The following is a 26,459-nucleotide window of genomic DNA, read 5'->3' on the forward strand; positions in this document are numbered from 1 at the left end:
ATAATGGAAAACAACTGCATTTTATTACCTGTTAGTGATTTAGAAAAGGCTGATTATTATTATGAAAAAATTTTAGGCTTCAAAATTTTAGAGGACTATTACAAGACCCCGGAAGGTTTTGGGGATAGTCCTTTGTTTTTACTGGCTCAAAACTTTAAAGGTGAAAATGTCCTGCAAAACGATAGACCTAAGTTGTTTCGTTTACATTACACCGGAGACATCTTGCAATTATGCAAGTTATACACAGAAAAAAATGTCGATATCTTGACATTTTCTGAGTATCCAGGTGGATATTATATGTTAATACAAGATCCATTTAACAATAAGTTTGAAATATTAGCTGACTTTTTGAAAAAGGAACAAACAATAGATCCATCAAAATGGTCATTTTTTAATAGAATTTGAACTTTTAAGCGACTCCACTATGGCGAAAAATTCAACATCAATACTAAAAAACACATAACATTATAATTAAAAATGAATATTAATTTACAAAACCATTTTTATAAAATACCCCTTAAAATCACTCACAGAATTCGGTTGATAATTGCATCACTCATGATTAAAGGGTTGTAGACGTTCAATTGTCTGTTGGTGGTATTTGACCTTTCCCCTGAATTAGTACCATTCATTCGATGAGATAATTCATATTAAGTCGAATTAGATACTGGTTTAGCTCCCTCTTATATAAGGGTTAAAAAGCCATACAAGAGATAAATATAGAGATTTCTCAATGAGCTTAGATTCAAAGGCTATTACAATTAGAGAGGACATATCTGATATGTTAAAAAAAGAAAAATAAAAAACATATCAAGAGTGAAAAATGACCTCGCTATGAAGAAAAGAAAGCAAAAGAATCCAACTATTGAAGACAGTGAGATGTTTACCTACATAGGTGATGATATCGTAGTAACTCTCGAAGACGACAAGGAAATTGTTTTCAAAACAAATACTTTAAAATACAATGTGTCAGTATCTTTAAAACATGAGGAACCTTATCACTCAGATTTTACTAAAGATAGCTACATAAGCTATAAAGACGAAAAATATTCAAATCCAAATAAATGGGAAAAATTAATAGATGATAAAGTAAAGAATATTACTGTTTTCTTAGATAGCCATAAAAAGCATAGAACAATGCATCCAGACAGCAACGAAGTCGCTATTCTCTTTGAGACAGAAAATTCTAATTTTATAATATCAATTGGTTCAAAAGGACTTAAGTACTCAACGGCGATGTCTATATTCCAGCTGGAAGATGCAGATAGTGGATTCTTTGAAGGGAGGAAAAAAGAAAATATAAGTCCAGACTCGACTATAAAGAACACAATAAAACCAATTATAACCTCCCATAGAGAGTAGCAAAATAAATAAACCGATTAGATCTATTCAGGTCCATATTTCAGTAAGAAGAGTTACGTAAAACGGAGCTCTATCACGGTTAAAGCACAATTTTAGAAGAATAATTAGGAAGCATTAGCTGCGCTATTAAAATTAAATTCATACTGAATTTTTTACCCCTATAAAGAAAAGAAATCTGCAATAGTGAATCTTAGCAAATTTTCAGCTGAAATTTCCTTTATCTTGGGGCAGAAATTAACAACAGAAGCTATAAAATACCCTGATATTGTAGAGAGCAAGGGGCAGCATCTATCCGCTGATTTTATTGATGAGAGCTGCTTCGAATAATGTTACTACTCTCAACCCGCTAAATCTCCAATACCGAAGAGTGGTGAATGGATAAAAAAGACAAGATTCTATATTTGCTGAAAGAAGAAGTCATTTACCTATTTATATCATTGGCTTTTGGTATAATGACATGCACCAATCATGGCCTCCCGAAGTCATTAGAGATGTTTTTATATACCTACTTATTTTTCCAGCTCATCATATTAATATCTAACTGGGGATTGATATTCAAAAATAAGAATAAGCTATAGAGAATAAATCGAAATTTTTTAATTTAACTTGTACATAGTTATGTTTCGGGATTCGGCTATAGAATCGATGGTCACAAAACTGGGGAGTGTTAGCTGTTTGTTATTCGCAGCTTCAAGCTATGCCGCTGCAAGTCATGTACAAGTTATCTTTGATTGCCGCGCTGACAATCCAACCCCAATTTATGTCGTTGCGAGCAAGGTAGATGACACCTATGCACTCACCCAATTTGAGCATCCACAATTAAAGCTCGATATTGGATCTACCGCTGATAGCGTCAATAAGTCGAGTTATCACCGTGCGTTGGTTTCGGAGCACAGTATGCGTTTTAGTTACGATGAAAATAAGGTTGTTATTAGCGACTATCATAGTGAAGAGCTTGGAACGCTAACCCAAGAGTACTCGGTGACATTCACCCAAGGTGATAACAAGCAATACTGGCTTTGCAATGACAAAAGTGAAAGCACACTTCCAGCGATTGAGGATTTCGACTAAAAAATGACTAAAAGACCACAGAAAGTGCCAACCTAAATTCACTTCAGGAAGACATAAGTAAGTGATAACTATATAAGGAAATAGCATGAATAAAATAAACGAGGATGTAAATTACAGAAAGATGGCGGGTAACTCTCGGTTATTTATTATCTCAGAGTCCAGTCATCATCCCGCAGCATATAAATACGAAGCTATTCGCGCTCTAAAGGAGCTCAAAAAAGCTGGCTTCACTCACTTTGCTATGGAAATGTTGCCTCTTTCCTTGAGGGAAAAGGTCAACACATATCAGCAAACCGGTAAAGGACTTGAAACACTAAAGCATCATTTTGATCAGAACTGGAGTTGGACCAGTGGTGCCGCTACAGGCTATTTAGAATTAGTTAAAGCAGCTTCCTCACTTGGGTTAAAAGTAGTCCCTTTGGATATGCCTATTGAATTAATGGATATAATTGAGAATAAATGTAATTGGAATCAAGTCGAAAGCGAAGGGTGCCGCGATTCCCATACGCACAGAAACTATCTATGGGCAGAAATAATAAATGAAACTCTATCTAAGTCTCCGCAATACAAGGTAGTTGCTTACATGCACAGGTACCATGCCTTCAAAGCTGGTGTAAAACATTTAGGTATGGATTCAATTATGCGAGCCTCTGGAGTGAATAGGATTAGAGTTGTTGATTATGTCGGGGGCTTAGCTTGCTTTAGCAAAAGCTATTGTGAAGGACAATCGGATGAAGAAGGCTCACTTTCACAACAATACTTTTACAAAAAAGGCAGTGCTATTGATTCTCGTTTACCAACCTTCACCGTTCATTTGCCTGAGAGGAAGGTATCACAAGAAGGAGCCCTATCATGGTAAGGGCATTAGCGATGTTCCTAGCATTATTACCCAGCACTCTAATCGCAGCGGGCCCTCGCTGGGATCACTCTATTAAGATTGACGACCCCAAGCTTACCGTGAAAGAAGCTGCGCAGCAGTGCCACAAAAGTTTGATAAATGCACCAGAACTCTTAGAAGCATGGTGTGAAAAAGCCTATGAGATGGGTTACTGGTCTGCTCTGGTACCTATAAGTTTGCATACAGGTGACGGTACTAGGCTGGTAGCAGAGGCCAGTGAAAGACTAAAAAATAAAGAGCCAAAAGCATACACAGTGTTGGCTTGGCTCTATGGCTCAGGGCAGTTTGTAGAGGAAGATATTGAACGCGCAATATCTTTAAATAAAGAGCTGCTAAATCTTGCTCATGCCGGAGTTACACCAGCAATAAGAACCTCTGCTCATAAAGAGTTAGCCGATTTATATCAGCTACAGGAAAATTGGCCTGCGGTAATCAAACACGCTAGCTACGTCAAAAAGCACAGCCGCTTTAAGTTTGATATTGATGCTGCTCAAAGACAAATAGCCAAAGCGAAAAAACATACCCAACCAAGCACTCAATGACAATGTAATTTATCGCAGTACTTGCTCATACTTAGGTAGTATCCTCGCTTGATTTTTGTAAACAAGAGTCAAGCGAATCACTCCATATTTATTCATAACCGAACAGTATGTTGGAGGCTCAAAGATTTAAGTGGGCGGGAAAAGCGTAAGATACAAGTTGTACACTTTATCGTTATCTATTGGTTACTAAGACAATAAGGCTTTCACATGGTAGTAAACGCTCCTTGGGTAACAGTACCCTTGCTCTTTATTTCGTGTTTAGCGCAAGCAAATTGGCAAGAACCTGACGAAAATGCTCCAACACTCACAGCCGACAAACTCATGAGACTATGCGATAAAAGCTTTTATTATCGTCCCGACAGGGTGCTTTTTTGGTGTGAAAAAGCAGCCGAGGCTGGATTTGCACAGGCACTGCTTAATATTGGTTACCACACCAAAGATGGTTCGCGTTACATTGAAGAGTTAAATAAACGCATTAAGGCAGGTGACTCCGTTGCCCTACTTTCACTCGCTTGGCTTTATAAAAGTGGTACGTTTGTGCGGCGCGACGAGAGTCGCTCCTTAGCTCTTTATAATGATTACCTAGAAGGTATTGATCCTTCACAGCCATGGTATGGGCAAACTCATCTGGATTTAGCCAAAATATATCAAAAACAAAACAATTGGCCTCTCACTCTAAAACACGCAAGTGTTGCGGCCAAGTATATAAACGATAGTAACAAACGAGAGTATGCAGCCTCTATTATTGAAGCAGCTAAAGCTAAAATACACAGTCAAAAAGATATCAACTAAGGCCTGTAGAATGTCACCTTCACTCGTTCTCTGTATTATTTTGTTCGCGTTATATACGCATATAGCTATGGCAGCGGGCCCTCGCTGGGATCACTCTATTAAGATTGACGACCCTGAGCTCACCGTCGAAGTGGCTGCGCAGCAGTGCCACAAAAGTTTGATAAATGCACCAGAGCTTTTAGAAGCATGGTGTGAAAAAGCCTATGAGATGGGTTACTGGTCAGCTTTGGTACCTATAAGTTTGCATACAGGTGACGGTACTAGGCTGGTAGCAGAGGCCAAAGAAAGGCTAAAAATTAAAGCGCCTGGCGCTTATACTACGTTAGCTTGGCTTTATGGGTCAGGCCAATTTGTGAAAAAGGATATCGCTAAAGCAATAGCACTTCGTGAGGAGTTACTGGTCTTAGATAAAAGTTTTACCCCTAATTAAATTGCTGCAAACCATATGAAGTTGGCAGATTTATATATACAAGATAGAAACTGGAAGAAAGTAGCTATCCACGCTAAACATGTTCTAAAGCATACCCAATCAAACTTTCAGAAAAAGTATGCTAAGAGAAAGCTGGAATCTGCTGAGCGGCATTTATCCTCAAACGAGCTCTAACTTTTTATGAAGCACTTTCCCCCTGCTAGTGTTGCGTGATAAACGCTTAGCTAGCAGGGTACACTTAGTTTAACAACTAAAATAATACGCATTTCATTATTTCAGGCGCTAAATTAAGCATTCGCAAAGAGATAACCTAGACACGACTTATCGCTGAGCGTTTATATAGTAGTCACCCAAATAGTAAATCTATAAGTCTGCTCTATCGTCATAAGTATATAGCTTGTATTTGCCCGTGCACTCAGAGCCAAACCTTCCATTACCTCACCCATTATTTGCGCTAGATCAAAGTCTTTGCTGAGCAAAGTTTTCAGCGGGTCTGGACCTGATATAGATCAAATTTTTACTGGCCGTATTTGCTAAAGTTTGACCAATACATATAAGAACTCCAAGGACAGACAATGGCGCACTCAGACTTTCATACCCCAGTTGAACCTATGCCGCAGGCTACCGTAACCCCTATTGGCCAAAGTAGTGGCGAGCCTTCCCTGAGTGAGCAACTGCACCTTTACAAGCAACTGTTACAAGAAAAAGAGCGGCAAATTAAGCAGCTAGAACAAGCTCATGCCCCTTTGGTTCAGCAGATAAACCAAGCGGAATCATTAAATAAAAAAGCCCTTGCGCATATGGATAAAATGGCAGAGCAGATGCAGCAAGTGCAAATGCAGGCCAAACGCGATGTGCAAATTGAAATGGCCGAGCTTGAACAGCAACTTGAGGAAGCGAGCACCAGTAAGCATGTAATGAAGCATCATTGCCGTGACTTACAAGAGCGCAACAAAGAATTACATGAATTACTTAAAGCGTCGAACAGCCAAGTTGATGAACTACAAAGTCGATTAGATAGCCAAAGTATTGATGTAAAAAACCTGCGTGAAGAAAAAGTAAAACTGAGCATGCAAGTTATTGAACAAAGCGAACAGCTTAAACGTTGCGAACGGCAATTAAACGAGGCACTGCACGGTTATTACTCGGGTGTAATGAATAAGAATAAAAAACTCAGTAAAAACTTACCAAGATAGCTAACACGCCCCCGATAAAGGCTCTTGCGGTCATTACCTACTTGATGGCTAAAAGAGCCTTTGCTATTTAAAGTACAGTTGCGCTACTGCGATGGTGTTGTTTACAATAGTGGCTTAAGGATAAGTTCACCCCCCGAACAAGGATATGTCATGCTAAACATTGAGCGCCCTACTACAATTTCTGAAATTGACGAGAAGATAAACACCAGCCGCAAAAAGTACCAAGACACCCTTAACTTCGTGCATGTGCAGCGCGATAACCTGATGTGGCTCGCTAATCACGCACTCACTTTAGCGCAGTACCTTTCATATGAGCAAAGCCCAGAGCACAACGCAGAGGCGAAACAAGCCATTGCTCACTGTGCGCAGGCCTATGCACTATTATTTAGCCTCGCGAACGACCCTGAACGTATTGTAGAGCTAGAATTTAATGGTGAACAGCACGACACCCAGTACAACGGCGTCGGCCTAGTTGACCAAGGCCGGATCAATGCACAGAATTGGCAAGAAGCCGTCTTTTGTGCGCTCACAGTACGCGACCACGATGCCCTTTCCTCACTGTTAGCGTTTGATTTGTCTCACTTAAGAGAGAGCCGTGCCGTGTGCCCGGAGGTTGAGCTTATGTTAGCCGAGCTGCTGCAAAAAGTGTTGCTGGGAGAAGAGGTCTCGCAACCAGAAATCATCGCTCTGAGCCAGCAAATTGCCGCCGACACTAACCCGCTAGTTCAACATTGCACCAATGCAAAATTAAGCCTGATTAATAATGCCTTGATCAGTAAAGCAACTGATCTAGATGAGACCTTCCTAGGTGCATTAAATCATTATTGGCAATACCAAGGTCAGCACCTTTACGCCGACCATGCCCACACTAACTTCTACATGCCTATTGAGCTTTTAGGCACAGCCTGTTTAGTGCAAGACCAAGGCCGCAGTGTAGATATTGATACCGATTTTATGCCACGTTTTTATATTGTTAGTTAGCGTATATTTTTTTGGATTTATCTCAACTGCGTTGACTATATCGCTGTGAGTAAGCTACAGTGCGCAGCTGTATCTAAAATTAAACCATTAACGAAGAGATCCCTGAAAGTTCGTACGAACCTACTAGGAAGTGAAGCCACAGTTAAGGAAAATCCATGAAAAAGCTATCTGTCCTTGCCCTGAGTTTAATGCTTGCAGCGTGTCAAAATACCCAAGCGCCAGCACCTGCTGAGCCACAGACTAATACCGAGCCAAAAGAGCAAGTTGTTGAGGTAGTCAAGCCTGAGATCACGCAGTTAACCGTGAATACCACCCCTTCGGATTCACGCGTAAGAATTATGAATATTCGTCCGAAATACCACGATGGGATAGAGCTGCAACCTGGTGAATATGAGGTTGAAGTGAGTAAACCCGGCTACGAAACCTTCCGCGAATGGGTCATGGTAGAGAATAACACCGTGATTGATATCGAAATTAAACAGCTATAAATACGCTTAGGAGGGGTAACCCTCCTATTTTTTTAAGTAAAGCCAAGTCACTATTTTTAATAACCAAGGCGAGCGATGTAACAACAACTTCGCACGCGGCCACCAATGGGGTGTTTTGAGAACCGAGCGCGCATGGGAAAAAGTATAAAACCCCTCAATACCATGATACTGGCCAAATCCCGATGCTCCTACCCCGCCAAAAGGTAAATCAGTTGCACTGACTTGCATGAGGGTGTCATTAACCGCCAACGTACCACTTTTTACTTGCTCACTCACTTTTTGCCAATGGGCCCGCTTGGTCGCGAACAAATACAATGCCAATGGTTTGGGCTGCGCTTTTAACGCTGCACAGGCGTCTTCAATATGCTCATAAGTTTGGATAGGCAATAACGGCCCAAAGATCTCTTCTTGGCAAACACGCATGCTATCATCGACATTTAAAAGCAGGGTTAACACATGTTGATCCCCCCCATTAATGAGCTCCAAAGCCTTGGCTCCTTTGCTGATTGCATCCTCTTTTAACGCCTTTAGGCGATTAGCCTGAGCCTGATTAATCACCTTCGTTGGGCGGTGGCCTAGCTGCGCCACCTCTGCTTTGATGCAAGTGATAAAAGAATCTAATTGTGAGGTATGTAAAAGGACAAAATCCGGAGCTACACATATCTGCCCAGCATTAGTCGATTTACCAAAGGCAATCTGGGTTGCCGCATGATTGACCTGCGCACAAGGCAACATCACCGCCGGCGACTTACCACCGAGCTCTAGAGTTAAAGGTGTGAGATTCTCAGCAGCGCTGCGCATTACCTTTTTGCCGATATGACCGGAGCCGGTAAACACAAGGTGATCCCAAGGCTTAGCGCTAAACGCGGCCCCTACTTGTGCATCTCCTTCAATGAAGGCCACATAGCGCTTCAACTCAGAGCTAAGCAATGTTTTTAATACTTGATTCACAGCAGGCGTATATTCGCTCAATTTCACCACCACTCGATTACCCGCTGCGAGGGCAAAAGCAAGGGGCGATAACGCCAAATTCACTGGATAATTCCAAGGCGATACAACGCCCACCACGCCTTTGGCCTCATAATGTACGTGTAATGACGAGGGAAAGTGCGCAAAACCACCCTGGCGCTTTTCCGGTTTAGCCCATTTAGCGAGGTTTTTACGGCAGTAGTCCAATGCCTCTATCGTAGGAAGAATGTCGCTCACCAAGGTGTCAAAGCGCTCGCGATAGCCAAAATCTTCGTTGGCTGCTGCAATCAATGGCTCTTGTGCATCAAGTAGTGCATGCTTCAGCGCTAATAGCGCCTGCTTGCGTTGTACAAGACTCATTATTGGCTCTTGTTCATGGGCTTGTTTAAACTGCGAAAACACCTTATCAAGCACACACAACTGCTCGCTCACTAGAATATCCCTGCTCTTTAAAACTGATAAGTATAGGTTAGACTGGACTGACGTCCGTACCCGGGTACGCGGCCATCAAACACGCGCGCATCGAAGGTATCGTAATCTTTATCGGTAAGGTTTTCTACTTTTAAGCTCAGCCGTGTATGTTCATCCATCTGCCAATGCAGCGCTGCGCCGAGCAACACATACGCATCTTGATAAAAGCGCTTATCGTTAGCACCGAATACTTCAACACTATCGCGCCACAGGGCATTCGCGCTAAGTATCAATGTCTCAAGCTGCATATTCACCGCCACACTCGCAAAGCGCTTAAAGCTTGGACTAATGGGATCATCAAATAGCTGGGTATAATTGATTCGCACATCACTATATTGGCCTAGCTGCGATTGAGCACTCATCTCAATACCCTGCATAGTGGTGCTGAATACATTCGCAAAGGTAAAAGCTTGCTGCTGCTCGTTGACCATCACCAAATCAATAAAATCCTCTAGGGCATTATCAAACAATACCACTTCGCTTTTCCACTGTGTGCCTTGGGCTAACCACACCAGCTCGGTTGTTTTGATCACTTCAGAGGATAAATTGGCATTACCTGAGGTGATATCATCGTTAGAGTAAAGCTCATTGGTGACCGGAGTACGAAACGACTCGCCGTATTGCGCTTTTAAAACATGGCGAGTGTCGCCGCTGGGCAGCTCGTAAATAAGCGAGGCTCGTGGTGACCAACGTGCATCAATACCATTGACATGATCATAGCGTGCCCCGAAAAAGGCAGTGAGCCCAAAATCTGGAAGCTGTTGTTTCACTTGCACATAGCCTGCTTGGGCATCAAAGCGATGCTCTAAATCACTGAACTCACGATAGCGACTCAGTACTCGCGAAGGGTTTTCATAATACTCACTATTGAGCTCAATAAAGCCTGATTGGTCATTGAAATAGCTGGTCACAACGCCGGCTTGAGTTTGTTCGTCTCGGCGCAGCTCAACACCTGCAAATAACATACTGTTGGCATGAAGCTGATGCTGATAATCGCTGACAAACTTAAGCTCAGAGCTTTGCCAGTTAGGACCAACAAAATACGGCATGTTTTCAGGTAGATTAAGGCCCTCTACTAAGCCTTGCGCTTCAATATGATGCTCGGCATAACTCAACTGGGAGGACAAATCGTGGTCGCCTTGCAACCACTGATAGGCAACACTGGCGGCGTAATTATCACTGCGATGACGATTCTGAGGGCTGTACCCGCCTAAATTCAAGAATTCATTCAGCTCAGTACGCTGATAGCGCGCATTGATGGTTAAGCGCTCGGTACTAAACTGGGTATTGGCAAAAACAGAATACAGTGGGTCACGAACATTATCGGCAACGTCGTAATCTTGACCATTGGTTTTTTCCACCGCGATATTAGCAGAGAACCGCCCTAGTGACGTCGCTTGATACAACTGCCCTGTTAATTGCTGGCGAGCATTCTCACCTATGCCAACACTCAAGGCATTGTTATCGTCACTTAGGATAATATTCATCACCCCTAAAAACGCATTGCTGCCATACAATGCAGAGCCAGGACCGCGAATAAACTCTACTCTTTCAATTAACTGCGCCGGAATATAAGGTGTGTACACTGAGGCCTTACCGAAGGAAACTTCATTTAAGCGCTCACCGTTAATCATCACTAGAATATTGCCACTGTCCAAATGCACACCGCGCGCATGCTCTTTTGGCACGGCCCCGACCCAGTCGCCCCGAGTCAGCTGCATGCCGGGCACATAATTCATTAATTGATAAGCGTTGTGGACACCCAACTGGGCAATTTGTTGGCGGGTAAATAAGGTCACCGAAGAAGGGGCCAGAGATTGGCTTTCTGCACTTTTTGATGCGATATCTACTTGAACATCAAGTAGTTGTTCAAAGCTTAGAGAAAAGAGCTCATCGCTGCTCGCTTGTTCAGCCAAGGCTGGAAAGACAAACGAGCCTACGAGCGTATAATAGAAACAAAAACGGAACATCGCACATACGGTGTAAATCACTCATAAATTAAATAATTACACCATATTTACATAAAAACAAATGTAGTTTCACGCCAAGGTGTGTTTATGAGGCGGAATGCGCCGCTGAAAGCTTACTGGCTTTACGCGCTTTAATGTATTTATAGATACCAATGAGTGACGCCGCTATCCAGAAAATTTCGATAACGAAGCTGGCCAAGTTAAAGTTATAACAAAGGCTTATTAACAATAAAATGGCGCCTGATAGGTTCATTAGGTTGTAACCTAAGCCAGTTGCAGGCAGCTTATTCAACTGCAACAAAAAAAATGCACCTACCACTAAAAAGGTGCCCGACATGCCAATAACATCGAACAAAATATCCATTGTTTACTCCAGATGAAAACCAAACCGGGTGAGCTTAACAGTGGCCATTCATACACTTTAAGGACAAATGCCCGTATCTCTTGCAGGCTTATTTCATAAATACTTTTTGGCCGATCATTTTCAATGCGGGGGTGCCCCTGATCATCGTCTCTCGTGCGAAAACCTGCTGACATTGCGGACAGGTGGCGAGCTGCTCAGTGAAGTCCTCAGTTATGCGCTCGATAAAACATTTAATAAGCGCGCCCTTGCCGCCTTTGCGGTATTTGTAGAGTTTAGTGCGGCACTGCGAACAATGAATATTCACGGTGCGAACGGGGCCCTTTTTGTTCGGTTTAGCCATGCTCCCTCCCTTAAGACAACACAGCCTAGTCTACCATTGTCAGGCGCGATGCTCTAATGCCATAAGCCCAGAATAAGCCCCATCAAGGTAAACTGCACAGTATGGTATCCGGCATTAACTAAAAACAGCTTTAGAGGTCGCTGCTCGAAAATATAGCTAATCCCAAAGGACGTAGCCACCCACCCTAAACCCGCAGCAAAGCCTGCACCTACCGCAAACCCGAGCTCGGGCCGAGGGCCTAAAAATAACGCAAAGATAAAAGCAGCCAAAAGAGAGAGTATAAAGGCGATGGTAAAGACCTTTCCCATTGCCGCATTTTGCAAATCTATGTCCGTTAACCCGCACCCATCTAACCAAGCATTTTTAAACATCAGTGGTGAATACCACACGCCACCTAAGATAAACGTGGCAAGGGCTGCGATTAGCACCGCGATAAAATTAAAATCTGCAAAATTCATAGCGTGGCTCACAAATAATACACCCTACTAAGCGTAGCTTGCGAACACCGTACCAGCAAAATTCGTGCGTTGATCACTGGAGTGCGACATATTGCCGCACTGTGGCGGTTTGTTATTGCACCTCGTCCCTAAGCAATTGAAAATTCAGACATGCTTTTCAATTCTCAGTGGATATTATGAAGATAAAATCAGCCCTTGGCGCAACCATCACCGCACTTTTCGCAGTCAATAGTCAAGCCATGGAAGTGATCACCGTGCACTCGCAACACCATGATACAGGTGCCCGTTTAATGCAAATACCGGCACAAAAGTTTGCAACCGACACGGCCGATTGGCTCGATGGTGTTGTTGGTGCGGGTGTAAACAAAAATGGCCCGATAACAGGGTTAGCGCAATACCGAGGTATGTTTGCCCAGCGCATTAATGTTGCCAGCAATGGCCTCAACTTTAGTGGTGCAGGCCCCAACTCAATGGATACACCGCTCAGTTACACCCCCGCCATCATCATTGCGAACATGGACATCTATCGTGGTATTGCCCCGGTCAGTGCCGGTATCGACACGCTTGGCGGGGCCATTGACGTAAACATGCGCCGCGCTGAGCTCGATAGCCCATTGACTGTAAATGGCCGCATCGATGCGCAAGATAATGGCTCAGGATTCAATGCTAGCCTCGCTGGGGGCGCTGGCAATAGCCAATTTGCTTGGCTTGCTTACGCAGATACGCGTAACAGTGATGAACAAGACGCCAAGGAACGTGCAATTCCGAACAGTGATTACCAGCGTCACCAGTATGGTGTGCTTACCACTTCGGCCCTAAATCAAGGGCGCCTCTTCGCTAATATTCATCGTACCGATACCAAACAAAGCGGCACAGCCGCGCTGCCTATGGATATTGATTACATCGACACCACACGATTTGAGCTATCGGGTGAACACGAAATCAGTGACACAACGCTATTATGGGGTGTGGGCTTTCAAGATGGCGAGCATGGTATGGATAACTACCAACAGCGCGCCCTCAGTACCGCGCAAAAAGCACGTTATACCTTGGCTTTAGGGCGCAGTACCAGCCTCTTTGCCCACATACAAACAGGGGCTTGGTTATGGGGCTATGATGGCAGTATCAACCGTCATGATGCGGACATCACTAATCCAAACAATGACGCGTTTTTCGTGGAAAACTTTAATAATGTTGCTGATGACCGCCATAGCCTATTCACCGAGTACACTTTTAGCCATCGTAAGCTCAACACAACAGTAGGCGCACGGTTGAAATACAATGTTGCCGATGCCGATAAGGTAAGCTCCACCATGGCCATGATGATGCCAGCGGTTGCAACCTTACAAACTCGTTTTAATGATGCAGACAAAAGCGTCAGTGATACCACCTTCGATGTGGTCATCAATAATCGCTATACGTTGAATTCACACTCAGACCTCAGTTACGGTGTCGCTATCAAAGAGCGGGCTGCAAGCTATCAAGCGCGTTATTTATGGCTTCCCATGCAAGCAACCGGGGGCCTTGCGGATGGTAAAACCTATGTCGGTAATATCAACCTTAAACCTGAAACGGCGTACCAAGCGAATGTGGGTTGGTCATACACCAGTGAGCGGCTCTCGATAAAGCCTCAGCTATTTTATCAACGAATTGATAATTACATCCAAGGCACCCCCAGTGAAGACAGTGTGGTGAATATGGTGGCGATGATGATGTCTGGGCAAGGCGCGCTTCGCTTTAGTAATATTGATGCTCACCTTTACGGGGCTGATATGAGCGCCGAGTATCAACTCTCTCGGCAGTGGCAAGTTAATGCTCAGCTTAGTTATGTGCGCGGTAAACGCAGCGATGAGGTGAACGACAATCTCTATCGTATCAGCCCACTTAACGGCCAATTGAGTGCCCATTACTATGCCAATGATTACCAAGTGGCTGCGCGTTGGCGCTTCGCCCAGTCGCAAACGCATGTGTCGCACTATAACAACGAGCTGAGCTCACCCGGCTATGGTGTCGTTGATGTGAGTGTAGATTATGATATCAACAGCCATTGGCAGTTCAATGCAGCGGTTAACAACCTGTTTGATCATAGCTATGCGCCACATCTCAACGGCATAAACCGTGTTGATGGCCGGGAGTTAGATAAAGGACAGCGTTTGCAGGCACTGGGCCGTACTCTCCATCTAGGCGTTAGTTTCTCTTTGTGATAGCTACCAAAGGCCACGTTGTTATTGGCCTTTTTTCTTTTCTAAAGCCTCCTCAGCAAGATTAATTTGCCACCGGTTTTTTCTGCAACTTACGTTGCAAGGTCCGTCGGTGCATGTTGAGTTGGCGCGCTGTTTGCGAAATGTTGCCATTGTTGCGCGTCAACACCGCTTGAATATGCTCCCACTCCAAACGCTCAGGAGACATGACCTCATCGTCGTGCGAAACGTGTGAATGCACAATATCATCCTCCAAAGTTGCCAGTAAAAGTGCCATAGACACCGGCTTAGCGAGGTAATCATCAGCGCCGAGCTTCACTGCTTTAACAGCAGTGGCAATACTGGCAAATCCAGTTAGCAATATGATTCGTGCACTCGGCAGCAAAGCGCGCAGCGGTGCAAGCAGTTGCAGTCCAGACTCATTATTTAAATTCATATCCAAAATAATGTGACTGGGGCGCAACTGTCGTGCTTGGAACAGGGCACTTTGCACACAATCAGCATGAGCCTGCGCTTGGGTGTGCGCTTCTAGGCGCCGCATGAGTGTTCGCGCAAAGGCCAGGTCATCTTCAATCAGTAACAGCTTCATAGCGCCTCTTAGGAATAGTGATATCAATGCATGCACCGTGTTCATTGTTGGCCAATGCCAAAGTGCCACCAATGCGCTCTATCGTGGCGTTGGTTAGCCACAGCGCCACACCAAAACCATCACTGCTCGCTATCACTGCGCTGCCCAAGGAGGCCTGCATCTCAGCGCTAAACCCTCGGCCTTGGTCCTCAATTCGCCAATGAAGAGCAGAGTCAGAGTCGCGGATGGTAATCGTGATACGCTCTGCCCCAACCTCTTCGTTTGCCCGCACTGCATTGGCCAATACGTTAATCACAGCGGCGCTCAACAATGGGTCACTAATAATTTCAATATGTTCACCTTGATGTGGTAGCTGGCAATGCAGTTGCTGAGACGGATAATTCAGCGTGAAGGCTTGGCGGATCTCATCAACGAGCTGTAATAGCGGCTGGTAATGTGGCGCTCTTTCATGAGCATCACGCAGCTGCTGCGCCCGAGCACGAAACAAATCCAACTGCCGCTGACACTGCGTCAAAGGCACCGCCATATCATCAACCACAGGCTGTAACGTCGGACTGTCGGCGCTTAGCTCCCTTGCTTCATCATGCAACAGCGCCAAATTTGCAAGCGGTGTGGCTAATTGGTGGGTCGCTTGCGCTGCAGCGCTGCCCAAGGACACAAGCTGCTCAGCGCGAAGCTGCTCTTCTCGGCTTTGGGCAATAGCGCGCTGTTGTTTTGCCAAAGTGCGAGATAATGCGCTAACCAGAGTGGCGACCACAACTGCACTGAGTACGAAGTTTATCCACATGGCGATAAAATGGTGGCGCATTTGCATGCCATGCTCACCTTGATGATGCAATGGCATCATAATCACTAAGGCCGAGTAAGCAGCAATTGCAATCACGGTTAATAACACCGTTAAACGCCCAGGTAAGGTCACAGCAGCAATCATAACCGGCAAAAGCAGCAACGACACAAAGGCATTGGTCGCCCCGCCACTGTGCATAAGCAGCAAGGTTAAGAACAGGATATCAGCTAATAATTGCCACACTACGGTGGCGGCGCCCACCGGTGCGCGACTGTGGATGCGTCGTCGTAGCACCACCACACTCAGCAGCTGAAATAGCGACTCCACGGCGATGATGCTCAACAGCGGCAAAAGTGCTAACGCAAAATCAAGTACATAGTAAGCAATGAGCACCGCCAGTAACTGCAGTGCAATGGCGACACTGCGTAGCAATAACACACGGCGAATACTGGATTGTAATAGCAGGTCCAAAATAACAGCGCTAAGAGGGGATGAATAACGAAAGTCTATCGCTATTCTGGCGTTGAGAAAAGCACAGAGTGGGTGACTACGGCGACGTTACCGGATTAACTGGAAGGCCTCACAAGGCGTGCCTTGGTGGTAAACTAAACGCCAATCTTGGTTGCTATTTAGACACCATATCGACATCCTTACAGAGTAGTGCCATTGCCCTCCTTTGATGCGTCTGAGCGCACCTCGGTAAGAGAGCTGGGCGACATCAGCGCACAGCATGCGCCCTTCAAAATCTTGGTTGTGAAAGGTGGGTTTACGTCCCTTGGCTTGCTCTTTTGGTAGCCGAGCCAGCACATTGTCCTTATCAAAGCGCCGGCCGTCGGCCGACACCTCGATAAAACGTTCATCAAGCAACTCATTTAATCGCGAGGCATTGCTGCGCACCTCCTCACTCATTAAAGTTCTTTCTAACTCAATTAGTTGCGCCAACGTTTGCGCTTTAATCTTGCTCATGATGTTTGATGACTTTCCCTTCTTTCATGACAAAGGTCACTGCGCTTAGTTGCGAAATATCCTTTAATGGCGACTGCGCAACAGCAATTACATCAGCGTAGTATCCGTTTTGTAATTTGCCAACTTCCTTGCTCATATTCAATAGCTTAGGTGCTTGCTCTAAACTAGTCGCCAACGCTTCACGGGGCGACATACCATACTCGACTAACAATGCAAATTCGCGGGCGTTATCTCCATGGCGGGATACCCCTGAGTCGGTACCAAACGCGATATTCACGCCTTCATCTAAAGCCCGTTGGAATGATGCTTTCACCACCGGGGCGACCTGCGTTATTTTGTCTACAATAGCCTGAGGAACCTTATCATTGTGCTTCACTTCCTCACTCACAGAGATCCCTGCTAACAATGTCGGCACTAAGTAAGCGCCCGTACTTTTAAACAGCGCCACCGTTTCGTCATTAGCATAAGAGCCATGTTCGATAGAATCGACTCCGCTGCGAAGTGCAGCTGCAACCCCCTGGGCGCTGTGTGCGTGAGCTGTCACAGGGCGACCAAGGTTATGAGCGGTATCAACAATCGCCTTCATTTCCTCATCGGTCAGTTGCTGATTGAGCCCCGCTTGAGTGTTACTCAATACCCCGCCAGTGGCCGTGATTTTGATAACTTGCGCCCCGGCTTTAACAATCTCGCGCACCGCCCGTGTGCAATCATCGGCGCCATTGCACAAGCCCATGCGTGGAGCAAACGCATCAAGCACCTCTTGTCTATACCTATGTAAATCACCGTGGCCACCTGTTGGAGTCACCGCCTCACCTGCAGCAATAATACGTGGCCCCTGTATTACGCCATTTTCTACTGCTCGTTGCAGCGGAAAAATCACCTCGTTATAACTGCCCAAATCACGCACGGTAGTGAACCCCGCGTTGAGGGTATTGCCAAGAAATTGCGTAGCACGTAACGCCTGATCGGCCTCGACCTCCTTCAACCACCTTTCAGGGTCAGCCTGGGGATCACGTTCAAAACTAATATGCACGTGCAAATCTATCAGCCCCGGCATTACAAATTGCTCTTTAAGGTCAATAATATGCGCGTCGGCCAAGCCTAACGTCTGAGCATTAACATAGCCTTCATGAATGCCCTGGACACGTCCGTCTACTACTTCGAGGGTTTGCCGCTCGAGAACATCGGCATTGGCCGCTGGGAGTATTTTACCGGCATAAATCAATGTACTTTGCGCCCAAGCGCTTGCGCTTGATAACGCCAATAGTAAGCTTGCACATGTGATGAGTTTCATTGTTTTTCCTTGGTTATTATTTTCTTTTACCTGAACATACTTTGCCGGTGCAAACCAGTATAACTCGACCAAAACGCTGCATTTTGGTATAAAGTTGCCATAGCAAAGAGATCGGGCCAGCTGAATAAACAAACGTCCGACGCAGCAACCTTAGGAATTTTTATGCACTATGCAGAGATCACTGGCTGGGGCAAATGTATCCCACCAGCACGCATTACTAACGATGACATTGCCACCGTGGTTGATACCTCAGATGAGTGGATCAGCTCTCGCACCGGTATTAAAGCTCGCCATATTAGCCACGTAAGCACTGCCGAGCTTGCAACCGTGGCCGCTCAACGCGCGTTAGATTGTGCTGGCGTTGACGCCGAGCAGCTTGACCTCGTGCTGGTTGCCACTTGCACACCGAGTACCATGGTCGCCAACACAGCCTCGGAAGTACAACAACGCCTAGGCGCCAAAGGGGCCGCTACCTGTGACAGTAACGCCGCCTGCTCTGGTTTTTTATATGCGCTGCAAATGGCCACGGCTCAAATCCAGGCAGGCATGATTAAAACCGCTGTTGTAGTCGCCGCCGAGCGCATGCTGTGGTATGTCAATTGGGCCCTGCGTGACAGTGCGGTGTTATTTGGTGATGGCGCCGGTGCGGTGGTACTGCAAGCCAGTGAGCAACCATTAGGGTTACTCGCGAGCAAAAGTGGCTGTGACAGCAGCGACCGTTCCATTTTGCATATTAGTAACTTTGGCACCAACGTGAATAAATACCAGACCATTGGCGGGTCTGATTTAAACTTTGTTGGCCCGGAAATCTTCAAACGTGCCGTCAAAGGCATGAGTGTAGCCTGCGACGATGTGTTGAGTCAGGCACAACTTAGCCTCGATGACATCGATGTATTAGTACCACACCAAGCGAACTTACGAATTATCCAGTCAATTCAACAGCGCTTAAAAGTAGACGATGACAAAGTGATGGTTAATATCGATGAATACGGCAATACCTCCGCAGCAACCATTGCCATTGCCTTGTGTGAGGCTGTAGAAAGAGGGATGGTCAAACCCGGCGCGAATATAATGTCAGCCGCCTTCGGCGCAGGCCTGACATGGGCAGCCAGTTACATAAAGTGGGGTGAGCGTGTAACTCCAGTGCGTGACAGTCAAGCGGCTTTACCTGAGTGCTCGCAAACTGGGTTAGAGCTCATTGCCGAGGCGGTAACGGCCTGCCAACAAGGGTAACGCGACTATGGGCTGCAATGGCGGCCCAATTACTTTAAAACTTTCATAAATACCGCTATGGTTACCTTGAGCGTAAGCTATATAGGAACAGTGTTATGGCTAAAGACGGTTTGAAAGTAGATATAGAGCGCCACCAGCAGCGCGTCTATATCGCCTTAGTACTGACCGGTACGTTGAATCATGAGCATTATCAACTACTGACGCCATTATTCGCTTCGGCCTTGGCTGATATTGACGAGCCCATTGTCGATGTTTTCATCGACGCCAGTCAGCTAGACGGTTTTACAACACGAGCTATGTGGGATGACTTCAAGTTAGGGGTTATTCATCGTAAGCAATTTAAACGCATAGCCTTGTACGGCCATAAACGGTGGCAAAGCTTCGCGGCAAGTGTTGCAAATTGGTTTGTTAGTGGCGAAGTTAAATATTTCGACGACCCCCGCGCGGCAATCGCCTGGTTTTCTGAACATTAAAAAAGGCCGCTTACGCAGCCTTTAGTGTAACTTTTTTTGCTTAGCTACCAAAGCGCTGTTGCAACATAGTGTATGCAGCACGAATACCAAAGGCCTCACCACCAACCGGGCGGCCTGGTAGTGCGCGCACATTCCACGCCATAACATCAAAGTGCACCCAAGGTGTTTCTTTAGCAACAAACTCTTGCAGGTAAAGCGCTGCGGTAATGGCGCCGCCAAATGGCCCTTGTGAGCAGTTGCTCATATCCGCCACGTCGCTTTTCAACAAGTTTTTATACTGAGCAAACAGTGGCATACGCCATACTGGGTCTTGGCTTTGATAGCCAGCCTCTGTCAACGCCTGAGCGATGCCATCATCGCTACTGAAAAAACCGGGTAACTCGGTGCCAAGAGCAATTCGCATAGCGCCGGTGAGGGTGGCGAAATCCATAATAAGATCGGGGTTATCTTGCTGCGCTTCATCAAGCGCATCGCACAACACTAAGCGACCCTCGGCATCGGTATTGTCAATTTCAACGGTAATGCCTTTACGAGTTTTAACCACATCACCTGGGCGAAACGCATTACGTGATACCGCATTTTCGACTGCAGGAATTAACACCCGTAGCTGCACGTTTAACCCAGCTGCCATAATCATATTAGCAAGGCCCAATACATGCGCTGCACCGCCCATGTCTTTTTTCATTAAACGCATGCCCGCCGCAGGCTTTAAATCTAAACCGCCGGAGTCAAAGCATACGCCCTTGCCTACTAAAGTGATTTTAGGCGCTTTTTTATCGCCCCAGCGCAAATCAAGCAATCGCGGCTTGTTTTCGCTCGCACGACCGACCAAATGAATGGTCGGATAGTTTTGCTCTAATAGCTCATCACCGATCCACTGTGAGAATTGGCCATCGTAACGCTCAGCTAAGTCGCTCATGACTTCACTTAAGTGTTGAGGCATCATATCCGCCGCAGGCGTATTAACAAGATCGCGTACTAAGTTTGTCGACTCAACACTGGCTACCAGCTCATTGAACAACGCCTTATCGGTTATGAGTAAACGCGCTTTCGGTGCATTCGTTTGTTTATAACCGGTGAATTGATAGCCACCGAGCGCAAAACCCAGGGCAATATCACGTTCGTTAGCGCAGTCAGTCAGTTGATAATCGCCCTCTGGCAACTTGTTCACACTGTCTCCAGCGGCCCACACACTTTGCTCATTATCGCTGACTAAGACTGCCAGTTTAGGTTCGCCATTGTCGGTATTTGGCACAACACATAGACCTTGACCTCCACCGAGTGAACGCAATACCCAAGTTCGGGTAAAGTCGTCCTGTTGCTCAGACCATGTCTCTAAGTTGTTTTGATTGATAACATAAAAAGGGATTGGCGCGTTATCCTTACGCGGCGTATTTACCAAAAGATTCATTGCAGACTCATCGTTGGTTGCTGATAATATTCAGCATATCAAGTTCGCCTTATAATTGGTATAGGATGAGTAATGGCGTCTTCACTTTCCAGCCGACGGTTGTTTTTTGCTCTGGGTTTAAGCAATGAGGCAAAGTCTTCACTCGCGCACTGGTTACAACACCATGTCATTGCCGATAAAGCCTTTACGCAACCACGAAACTGGCACTTAACCCTGTTATTTCTTGGCAGTACCTCTTTGAATACAGAGGCTGCGCTGATTAAAGAAGTGAGAGCCCTGCAGCTTAGGAAGTTTAACTTAAAGGTGGCTGACATCGATTGGTGGCCCAGTAATGGCATTTTTCACCTTCGCCCCATCTCACCACCTGATGCGTTATTCACACTGCACAATGACCTCAAAGAGATAGCACAAAAACATCATATTGAAGATCCGCACCGGCGCTATCGCCCCCACATCACCCTAGCAAGAAACTGCAAAGCGATGCCCACAGTTGCTCAACCGATGCCAGCTTTTGATATGCAAGTGCATAGTTTTACATTGTTTGAGTCGACCCGTGATGAGCAAGGCTTGGTCTATCGCCCGATTGAACATTTTACGCTGTATTAGCGTGCTTTTAAGCAAATACATTGAGACTCTGAGGATGGCACACTATGCTAAAGGTAACCGGTTCCCTACATCGCATTACCAGTCAGAACCACGACTTTGAATTATCTATTTTCAAGGATCCATCATGACGCGATTTATTTACTTTCTTTTACTTTTTTCTTTCGTTGCCCACGCAGAAAATGTGCATGTCGGCGATTTTGGCGCCACAGCCGATGATCAACAAGATGACAGCGTAGCGATACAAAGCGCCCTCGACTCACTGGCCAAAGGTGACACGCTTATCTTTGCTGAGGGCACGTACGATGTGTGCACCACCTTAGTGTTGCAACACAGTGAGCAAATCACTTTGCGCTCTTTTACACAGAGTAAATTAAAAAAGTGTGCAAACTTTTCTGGAGAATACTTGCTTTACGTTAAACCAGCGCAAGACTTCACCCTGAGCTCGTTACATTTTCAAGGGCTCCATAACGGTCACCAAGTTAGCACCTGGGGCAAACAAGGTGTGTATATCGCCTCGGCTACAAATGTAAAAATTATCGGCAATGAGTTTAGCAGCTTTGGTGATGCCGCTTTGCGCGTGACCTCTGGGCCTGAAGCCGATTATTTCACCACCAATACCCGTGAAGTCATGATCGCCAGCAACCGCTTTAGTCAGTGTCGGCAAGTGACAACAACACAAGCACAGACAAACTCTTACGTGGGAGGGGTGAATGATATTGTGGTGTTGGACAATGAATTTGAGAGTTGTACCCTTAAGCTTTCAACTCGTGCGCCAGCACAAACTGCGAATGTGTTGTTCAATACCTTTAAGGATATTAACAAGACCGCATTTGAGGTGAGCTACTACTCAGATTTGTGGGTCGCTCATAATCGCTTTATGAACATTGATGGGTTTGTTATGAACTTATACCCGAACTCTCAAGCTCCCCGACAAATCCCGTGGGATAACATTATGTTTGAGAAAAACTTTATTCATAACACTCGATTTGGTCTGCGCCTAAATAGTCTTGGCAGAGAGCAACTGCGCCCTGTGTACGCGTTGACCGTGCGCGATAACCGTTTTGAGCAAGTCCACTTCGCCGAGGAAACCAACTGGCGTGATATTGTGCGAACCTACAGCTACTCTGATCACGCTTCTTTCGATGGAGTACATATTTCTGGAAACGAATATGAACTCGCCCCGGACAGCGATTTCCTCTACATTGATCCCCTTAGTCGCAATGTGTATATCGACAACAACACTGCCCTCCCCAGTCAACCGGGCAGTTAGCTGAGCCCGGGCTAGTTGGGCACTCCAGTGTCTAAACTAGTCCTTAGGAGGGGAACTGTCATCGCAGCGGGATGAATTCTTAGCTGGTGGTTTAGGGTGACTGAACGAGCTAGGTAACACCTCAACCCCTACCAGCTTGGCAATTTTAACAACAAGGGGGATGGTAATAGGAGCAAATGGCAGTATTGCAAACACGCCTAAACCCAGCCCCTTTAAAATATCTACAAACTGTTCATTCGCCACTTTGAGTTCATGCTTAGTGGCGTTACCACGCGTGTAGCGTCGGTAAATATCCAGCATCTCTTTTGTTTCTTGGCGTTCTTGCGCCAAGGCCCACTTCACCGTCACCATCGCGCGACGTAATTTCAATTTTTGTCGCCGCCGAGAAATAAGCAGCACGCGGATTGGAGCGCGATGGAATAAACGATAGATGCGCATAAGGTCTTCACTAAGTAGTTACTAAATGATTGTCACACAGATAACTTCTAGACGCTAGCACCATGCAATTTCTCCCACTTAGGTCTAATATTTTGTAACAAAAGTTATTGTTGTGTTGAATCTATTGTAAACAACATGTATAGATACCTTATACACAATGACAACAAAGAATCATAAATCTGTATACTAACTGGGGGATACAATATGAAGTTGAAATACAGAACTCTGCAAGCAGCCGTTCGCTGCGCACTTCTTTCCACATCAACGGTAGCGCTGCTACACACCGGTAATGCACTTGCTGAAGACGAGAGCAACGCTGAAAAAACGAAAAATATTGAAAAAATTGCCGTCGTAGGGTCACGTGCTGCGCCACGCTCTATCGGCAGTTCTCCTGTTCCGGTTGATATTATCGGCGGTGAAGAGCTCAGTAAGGTGGGTAATTCCGATATGTTAGAAGTGCTTAAAGGCACTGTTCCATCATTTAATGTACATAGTAACCCTATCAGTGACGCAGCAACGCTTGTGCGCCCTGCTAACTTGCGAGGTCTCCCCTCAGATAGCACACTCGTCTTACTCAATGGTAAACGCCGCCATCGCGCCTCGGTCATCGCATTTTTAGGCGGTGGTATTAACGATGGTGCACAAGGCCCTGATATTTCAGTGATCCCAAGCATCGCGCTGAAACAAGTAGAGGTATTGCGCGATGGTGCTGCGGCGCAGTACGGGTCGGATGCAATTGCTGGGGTAATGAACTTCGTGCTGAAAGATGCCAGCGAAGGGGGTACGTTTGAAGTACGCCATGGGCAGTACTACGAAGGCGACGGTGATAGCACCCAAATTGCGGGTAACATTGGTTTACCGTTCACTGATAACGGCTTCGCTAACTTAAGCTTCCAATATAAAAATGCTGATGCGACAAGTCGCAGTACTCAGCGCGCTGACGCGATTGCGTTAACAGCGGCGGGCGTTCCGGATATTGACGACCCTGCACAAATTTGGGGTACCCCAGAGATTGAAGACGACATTTCCATTTTTGGTAATGTTGGCTTAGAGCTAACCAATGATGATGAGTTCTACATGTTCGGTAACTATTCTGAGCGTGATGTTCGTGGTGGCTTCTATTATCGTAACCCGCATACACGCCCAGGTGTGTACTCCAACGATGGCGGTGAAACGCTGCTGGTGGGTGATTTAACTGGCGATATGAGCGGCAACTGCCCAACCAATATCCAAATCGACGATAACGTACTGGACAACCCAGAGTACATTAATGGCGTTGCTAATAACCCTGATTGCTTTGCCTTTAATGAAATTCTTCCTGGTGGCTTTACGCCAAACTTCGGCGGTAATATCGTTGACACCTCATTCACGGCAGGTGTGAAAGGTGAGTTTAGCGATGGCTGGCTCAAAGGTTGGCTCTATGATGCCAGTGGCTCAGTGGGCTATAACGCCTCACGCTACTTCCTCTATGACACCGTAAATGCCTCTTTAGGTCCGCAAACACCACGCGATTTCTCACCAGGTAAATACGAGCAGCTAGAGAAAACATTTAACTTCGATATCACCCGAACCTTTGATTGGGGCTTGTATTACGATGCCAACGTTGCCGGTGGTATTGAGTGGCGTGAAGAAACCTTCACCGTGATCGCTGGCGATGAAGATTCTTTTGAAATCGGCCCGCTGACAGAGCAAGGCTTCAGTATTGGTTCTAACGGCTTCCCTGGCTTTAAGCCTTCACAAGCCGGTGAATTCACACGCCGCAACTATGCAGCCTATATTGATATCGAAACACCATTCACTGAGAACTTTTTAATGGGCTGGGCGCTGCGCTATGAAGACTACGACAGCTTTGGTTCAACAACTAACTACAAAGTAACGGGTCATTACACTATTAATGACATGTTCTCATTGCGTGGTTCATTAAGCACTGGTTTCCGTGCGCCTACTGTTGGGCAAGCGAACGTTAGTAACGTGCAAACGAACCTAAGCAGTGGCGTGTTGGTTGATTCGGCGCTATTACCACCAACTAACCCGATTGCGGTTCAACTCGGTGGTGAAGAACTACAACCGGAAGAGTCTGATAGCTATACCTTCGGTGCGGTTTACCAAAACGGTGATTTCTATCTAACCATGGATTACTACAACATCGATGTAGAAGACCGTATCAGCCAATCAGAAAAAATCGTGCTTAGCGATGAAGATAAAGACATCTTAAAACAAGCAGGTGTGCCGAATGTCGACCAGCTTGCACAAGTCAGTTTCTTCACCAATGACTTCGACACCACCACTGAGGGTGTTGATATCGTAGCCAACTACAGCACTGATTTACTCGATGGTTTCTCAACCTTTAGCTTGGCGTACAACTGGAATGAAACTGAAGTGACCAGCTTCAGTGATATTACCGGCGACTTTAAAGTACAACGCCTAGAGGAAGACCTACCTAATCATCGTGGTACAGCAACTTGGTCACAACAATGGGATTCATTCTCTGGCTTTGTGCGCGTGAATTACTTCGGTGAGTACCAAGGTGTTCATGTTGACTTCGACCAAACAGCAAAAATGGCCGATGCCGCAGTAACGGTTGATGCAGAGGTGACTTACTACCCCACCGAAGCCATCGGTCTATCTGTGGGCGCACAAAACATCTTCGACCAAGAGGCAGAGCCTTTAGATTTCGAGGACCGTACAGGTATTCCTAATAACAATTGGGGTGGCTTGTACTATGAAACCTCGCCGTTTGGTTTCAATGGTGGCTATTACTACGTAAAAGCGACTTATAGCTTCTAATAGAAGCACATTAACCACATCACAGGCGGGCGTAATGCCCGCCTTTTTTATGCTTGCGTCGACACAGGCCGC

General features: G+C 45.8%; 27 protein-coding genes. 16 read left to right on the top strand and 11 right to left on the bottom strand.

Features of this window, described 5'->3' with window-relative positions; translation table 11 throughout:
* The first annotated feature begins 3 nt into the window (after positions 1-3).
* The 10 genes from MHM95_RS05740 (at position 4) to MHM95_RS05785 (ending at position 7,760) form a co-directional block, all read left to right on the top strand.
* Positions 4-405, top strand: coding sequence for a VOC family protein (locus MHM95_RS05740; RefSeq protein ID WP_239384634.1), 402 nt, complete (start codon positions 4-6; stop codon positions 403-405).
* 429 nt (positions 406-834) lie between these two features.
* Positions 835-1,362, top strand: coding sequence for a hypothetical protein (locus MHM95_RS05745; RefSeq protein WP_239384635.1), 528 nt, complete (start codon positions 835-837; stop codon positions 1,360-1,362).
* A gap of 645 nt (positions 1,363-2,007) precedes the next feature.
* Positions 2,008-2,433 (top strand): hypothetical protein, encoded by a 426-nt coding sequence (locus tag MHM95_RS05750; RefSeq protein WP_239384637.1) that lies wholly within the window; start codon positions 2,008-2,010, stop codon positions 2,431-2,433.
* An 85-nt stretch (positions 2,434-2,518) separates the two neighbouring features.
* Positions 2,519-3,292 (top strand): hypothetical protein, encoded by a 774-nt coding sequence (locus MHM95_RS05755; protein WP_239384638.1) that lies wholly within the window; start codon positions 2,519-2,521, stop codon positions 3,290-3,292.
* A gap of 98 nt (positions 3,293-3,390) precedes the next feature.
* The gene (locus tag MHM95_RS05760; protein WP_239384640.1) at positions 3,391-3,873 is read left to right on the top strand and encodes a hypothetical protein; all 483 of its coding nucleotides are present in this window, start codon (positions 3,391-3,393) and stop codon (positions 3,871-3,873) included.
* 207 nt (positions 3,874-4,080) lie between these two features.
* A complete protein-coding gene (locus tag MHM95_RS05765) occupies positions 4,081-4,665 on the top strand; it encodes a hypothetical protein (RefSeq protein WP_239384642.1) in 585 nt (194 codons plus the stop codon).
* A 130-nt stretch (positions 4,666-4,795) separates the two neighbouring features.
* Positions 4,796-5,095 (top strand): hypothetical protein, encoded by a 300-nt coding sequence (locus MHM95_RS05770; protein ID WP_239384643.1) that lies wholly within the window; start codon positions 4,796-4,798, stop codon positions 5,093-5,095.
* 575 nt (positions 5,096-5,670) lie between these two features.
* On the top strand, positions 5,671-6,291 hold the full coding sequence (locus MHM95_RS05775; RefSeq protein ID WP_022944450.1) for a hypothetical protein: 621 nt from the start codon (positions 5,671-5,673) through the stop codon (positions 6,289-6,291).
* Positions 6,292-6,441: 150 nt separating this feature from the next.
* Positions 6,442-7,272, top strand: coding sequence for an immunity 49 family protein (locus MHM95_RS05780; protein ID WP_022944451.1), 831 nt, complete (start codon positions 6,442-6,444; stop codon positions 7,270-7,272).
* A 155-nt stretch (positions 7,273-7,427) separates the two neighbouring features.
* A complete protein-coding gene (locus tag MHM95_RS05785) occupies positions 7,428-7,760 on the top strand; it encodes a carboxypeptidase-like regulatory domain-containing protein (RefSeq protein ID WP_022944452.1) in 333 nt (110 codons plus the stop codon).
* A 24-nt stretch (positions 7,761-7,784) separates the two neighbouring features.
* Here the strand turns inward: MHM95_RS05785 and MHM95_RS05790 are convergent, their stop codons facing one another.
* From MHM95_RS05790 to MHM95_RS05810, 5 genes are all read right to left on the bottom strand, one after another.
* Positions 7,785-9,161, bottom strand: coding sequence for an aldehyde dehydrogenase family protein (locus MHM95_RS05790; protein WP_239384647.1), 1,377 nt, complete (start codon positions 9,159-9,161; stop codon positions 7,785-7,787).
* 17 nt (positions 9,162-9,178) lie between these two features.
* Positions 9,179-11,170: a TonB-dependent receptor gene (locus MHM95_RS05795; protein ID WP_239384654.1), complete on the bottom strand. Its 1,992-nt coding sequence runs from the start codon at positions 11,168-11,170 to the stop codon at positions 9,179-9,181.
* A gap of 85 nt (positions 11,171-11,255) precedes the next feature.
* Entirely contained in the window at positions 11,256-11,534 is a 279-nt protein-coding gene (locus MHM95_RS05800; protein ID WP_022944455.1) for a hypothetical protein, read from the bottom strand.
* An 88-nt stretch (positions 11,535-11,622) separates the two neighbouring features.
* Entirely contained in the window at positions 11,623-11,874 is a 252-nt protein-coding gene (locus tag MHM95_RS05805; RefSeq protein ID WP_022944456.1) for a hypothetical protein, read from the bottom strand.
* A 53-nt stretch (positions 11,875-11,927) separates the two neighbouring features.
* Complete coding sequence (locus tag MHM95_RS05810; RefSeq protein ID WP_239384655.1) at positions 11,928-12,332, bottom strand: DUF1761 domain-containing protein; 405 nt, start codon at positions 12,330-12,332, stop codon at positions 11,928-11,930.
* A 176-nt stretch (positions 12,333-12,508) separates the two neighbouring features.
* Between MHM95_RS05810 and MHM95_RS05815 the strand changes: the two genes are divergently transcribed.
* Positions 12,509-14,536: a TonB-dependent receptor gene (locus MHM95_RS05815; RefSeq protein ID WP_239384656.1), complete on the top strand. Its 2,028-nt coding sequence runs from the start codon at positions 12,509-12,511 to the stop codon at positions 14,534-14,536.
* Between the two features lie 61 nt (positions 14,537-14,597).
* Here MHM95_RS05815 and MHM95_RS05820 read toward each other — a convergent pair whose 3' ends face one another.
* The 4 genes from MHM95_RS05820 to MHM95_RS05835 form a co-directional block, all read right to left on the bottom strand.
* On the bottom strand, positions 14,598-15,122 hold the full coding sequence (locus MHM95_RS05820) for a response regulator (RefSeq protein ID WP_022944459.1): 525 nt from the start codon (positions 15,120-15,122) through the stop codon (positions 14,598-14,600).
* Positions 15,103-16,380: an ATP-binding protein gene (locus tag MHM95_RS05825; RefSeq protein ID WP_239384657.1), complete on the bottom strand. Its 1,278-nt coding sequence runs from the start codon at positions 16,378-16,380 to the stop codon at positions 15,103-15,105. The genes MHM95_RS05820 and MHM95_RS05825 overlap by 20 nt, the downstream gene beginning before the upstream one ends.
* An 87-nt stretch (positions 16,381-16,467) precedes the next feature.
* Positions 16,468-16,875: a nuclear transport factor 2 family protein gene (locus MHM95_RS05830; RefSeq protein ID WP_138590241.1), complete on the bottom strand. Its 408-nt coding sequence runs from the start codon at positions 16,873-16,875 to the stop codon at positions 16,468-16,470.
* On the bottom strand, positions 16,862-18,169 hold the full coding sequence (locus MHM95_RS05835; protein WP_239384658.1) for an amidohydrolase family protein: 1,308 nt from the start codon (positions 18,167-18,169) through the stop codon (positions 16,862-16,864). Before MHM95_RS05835 ends, MHM95_RS05830 begins: the two co-directional genes overlap by 14 nt.
* Before the next feature lie 162 nt (positions 18,170-18,331).
* Here MHM95_RS05835 and MHM95_RS05840 point away from each other — a divergent pair, with 162 nt between their 5' ends.
* Positions 18,332-19,402, top strand: a complete 1,071-nt coding sequence (locus MHM95_RS05840; RefSeq protein WP_026111037.1) for a ketoacyl-ACP synthase III — start codon at positions 18,332-18,334, stop codon at positions 19,400-19,402.
* A gap of 95 nt (positions 19,403-19,497) precedes the next feature.
* Positions 19,498-19,875 carry an STAS/SEC14 domain-containing protein gene (locus MHM95_RS05845; RefSeq protein ID WP_239384659.1) on the top strand — a complete coding sequence of 126 codons (378 nt, stop codon included), beginning with the start codon at positions 19,498-19,500 and terminating at the stop codon, positions 19,873-19,875.
* A 40-nt stretch (positions 19,876-19,915) separates the two neighbouring features.
* Here the strand turns inward: MHM95_RS05845 and MHM95_RS05850 are convergent, their stop codons facing one another.
* Positions 19,916-21,286, bottom strand: coding sequence for a leucyl aminopeptidase family protein (locus MHM95_RS05850; RefSeq protein WP_138548346.1), 1,371 nt, complete (start codon positions 21,284-21,286; stop codon positions 19,916-19,918).
* Between the two features lie 72 nt (positions 21,287-21,358).
* Between MHM95_RS05850 and thpR the strand changes: the two genes are divergently transcribed.
* Together thpR and MHM95_RS05860 are read left to right on the top strand one after the other, a co-directional pair.
* Entirely contained in the window at positions 21,359-21,892 is a 534-nt protein-coding gene (gene thpR, locus MHM95_RS05855) for an RNA 2',3'-cyclic phosphodiesterase (protein ID WP_022944465.1), read from the top strand.
* 124 nt (positions 21,893-22,016) lie between these two features.
* Complete coding sequence (locus tag MHM95_RS05860; protein WP_239384660.1) at positions 22,017-23,162, top strand: glycosyl hydrolase family 28-related protein; 1,146 nt, start codon at positions 22,017-22,019, stop codon at positions 23,160-23,162.
* A gap of 36 nt (positions 23,163-23,198) precedes the next feature.
* Here MHM95_RS05860 and MHM95_RS05865 read toward each other — a convergent pair whose 3' ends face one another.
* Positions 23,199-23,600, bottom strand: a complete 402-nt coding sequence (locus tag MHM95_RS05865; RefSeq protein ID WP_045979008.1) for a hypothetical protein — start codon at positions 23,598-23,600, stop codon at positions 23,199-23,201.
* Between the two features lie 204 nt (positions 23,601-23,804).
* Here MHM95_RS05865 and MHM95_RS05870 point away from each other — a divergent pair, with 204 nt between their 5' ends.
* Positions 23,805-26,387, top strand: coding sequence for a TonB-dependent receptor (locus MHM95_RS05870; protein WP_045979007.1), 2,583 nt, complete (start codon positions 23,805-23,807; stop codon positions 26,385-26,387).
* Positions 26,388-26,459: the final 72 nt, after the last annotated feature.

The organism is Pseudoalteromonas sp. CnMc7-15 (assembly GCF_022347925.1).
Classification (GTDB): Bacteria; Pseudomonadota; Gammaproteobacteria; order Enterobacterales; family Alteromonadaceae; genus Pseudoalteromonas; species Pseudoalteromonas ruthenica.

Coding starts and splice junctions, on each gene's coding strand:
- MHM95_RS05840 (WP_026111037.1), top strand. CDS start 18,332: ATGCACTATGCAGAGATCACTGGCTGGGGCAAATGTATCCCACCAGCA.
- MHM95_RS05865 (WP_045979008.1), bottom strand. CDS start 23,600: ATGCGCATCTATCGTTTATTCCATCGCGCTCCAATCCGCGTGCTGCTT.
- MHM95_RS05745 (WP_239384635.1), top strand. CDS start 835: ATGAAGAAAAGAAAGCAAAAGAATCCAACTATTGAAGACAGTGAGATG.
- MHM95_RS05765 (WP_239384642.1), top strand. CDS start 4,081: ATGGTAGTAAACGCTCCTTGGGTAACAGTACCCTTGCTCTTTATTTCG.
- thpR (WP_022944465.1), top strand. CDS start 21,359: ATGGCGTCTTCACTTTCCAGCCGACGGTTGTTTTTTGCTCTGGGTTTA.
- MHM95_RS05750 (WP_239384637.1), top strand. CDS start 2,008: ATGGTCACAAAACTGGGGAGTGTTAGCTGTTTGTTATTCGCAGCTTCA.
- MHM95_RS05860 (WP_239384660.1), top strand. CDS start 22,017: ATGACGCGATTTATTTACTTTCTTTTACTTTTTTCTTTCGTTGCCCAC.
- MHM95_RS05785 (WP_022944452.1), top strand. CDS start 7,428: ATGAAAAAGCTATCTGTCCTTGCCCTGAGTTTAATGCTTGCAGCGTGT.
- MHM95_RS05815 (WP_239384656.1), top strand. CDS start 12,509: ATGAAGATAAAATCAGCCCTTGGCGCAACCATCACCGCACTTTTCGCA.
- MHM95_RS05800 (WP_022944455.1), bottom strand. CDS start 11,534: ATGGATATTTTGTTCGATGTTATTGGCATGTCGGGCACCTTTTTAGTG.
- MHM95_RS05780 (WP_022944451.1), top strand. CDS start 6,442: ATGCTAAACATTGAGCGCCCTACTACAATTTCTGAAATTGACGAGAAG.
- MHM95_RS05755 (WP_239384638.1), top strand. CDS start 2,519: ATGAATAAAATAAACGAGGATGTAAATTACAGAAAGATGGCGGGTAAC.
- MHM95_RS05810 (WP_239384655.1), bottom strand. CDS start 12,332: ATGAATTTTGCAGATTTTAATTTTATCGCGGTGCTAATCGCAGCCCTT.
- MHM95_RS05835 (WP_239384658.1), bottom strand. CDS start 18,169: ATGAAACTCATCACATGTGCAAGCTTACTATTGGCGTTATCAAGCGCA.
- MHM95_RS05830 (WP_138590241.1), bottom strand. CDS start 16,875: ATGAGCAAGATTAAAGCGCAAACGTTGGCGCAACTAATTGAGTTAGAA.
- MHM95_RS05870 (WP_045979007.1), top strand. CDS start 23,805: ATGAAGTTGAAATACAGAACTCTGCAAGCAGCCGTTCGCTGCGCACTT.
- MHM95_RS05850 (WP_138548346.1), bottom strand. CDS start 21,286: ATGAATCTTTTGGTAAATACGCCGCGTAAGGATAACGCGCCAATCCCT.
- MHM95_RS05805 (WP_022944456.1), bottom strand. CDS start 11,874: ATGGCTAAACCGAACAAAAAGGGCCCCGTTCGCACCGTGAATATTCAT.
- MHM95_RS05820 (WP_022944459.1), bottom strand. CDS start 15,122: ATGAAGCTGTTACTGATTGAAGATGACCTGGCCTTTGCGCGAACACTC.
- MHM95_RS05845 (WP_239384659.1), top strand. CDS start 19,498: ATGGCTAAAGACGGTTTGAAAGTAGATATAGAGCGCCACCAGCAGCGC.
- MHM95_RS05795 (WP_239384654.1), bottom strand. CDS start 11,170: ATGTTCCGTTTTTGTTTCTATTATACGCTCGTAGGCTCGTTTGTCTTT.
- MHM95_RS05740 (WP_239384634.1), top strand. CDS start 4: ATGGAAAACAACTGCATTTTATTACCTGTTAGTGATTTAGAAAAGGCT.
- MHM95_RS05775 (WP_022944450.1), top strand. CDS start 5,671: ATGGCGCACTCAGACTTTCATACCCCAGTTGAACCTATGCCGCAGGCT.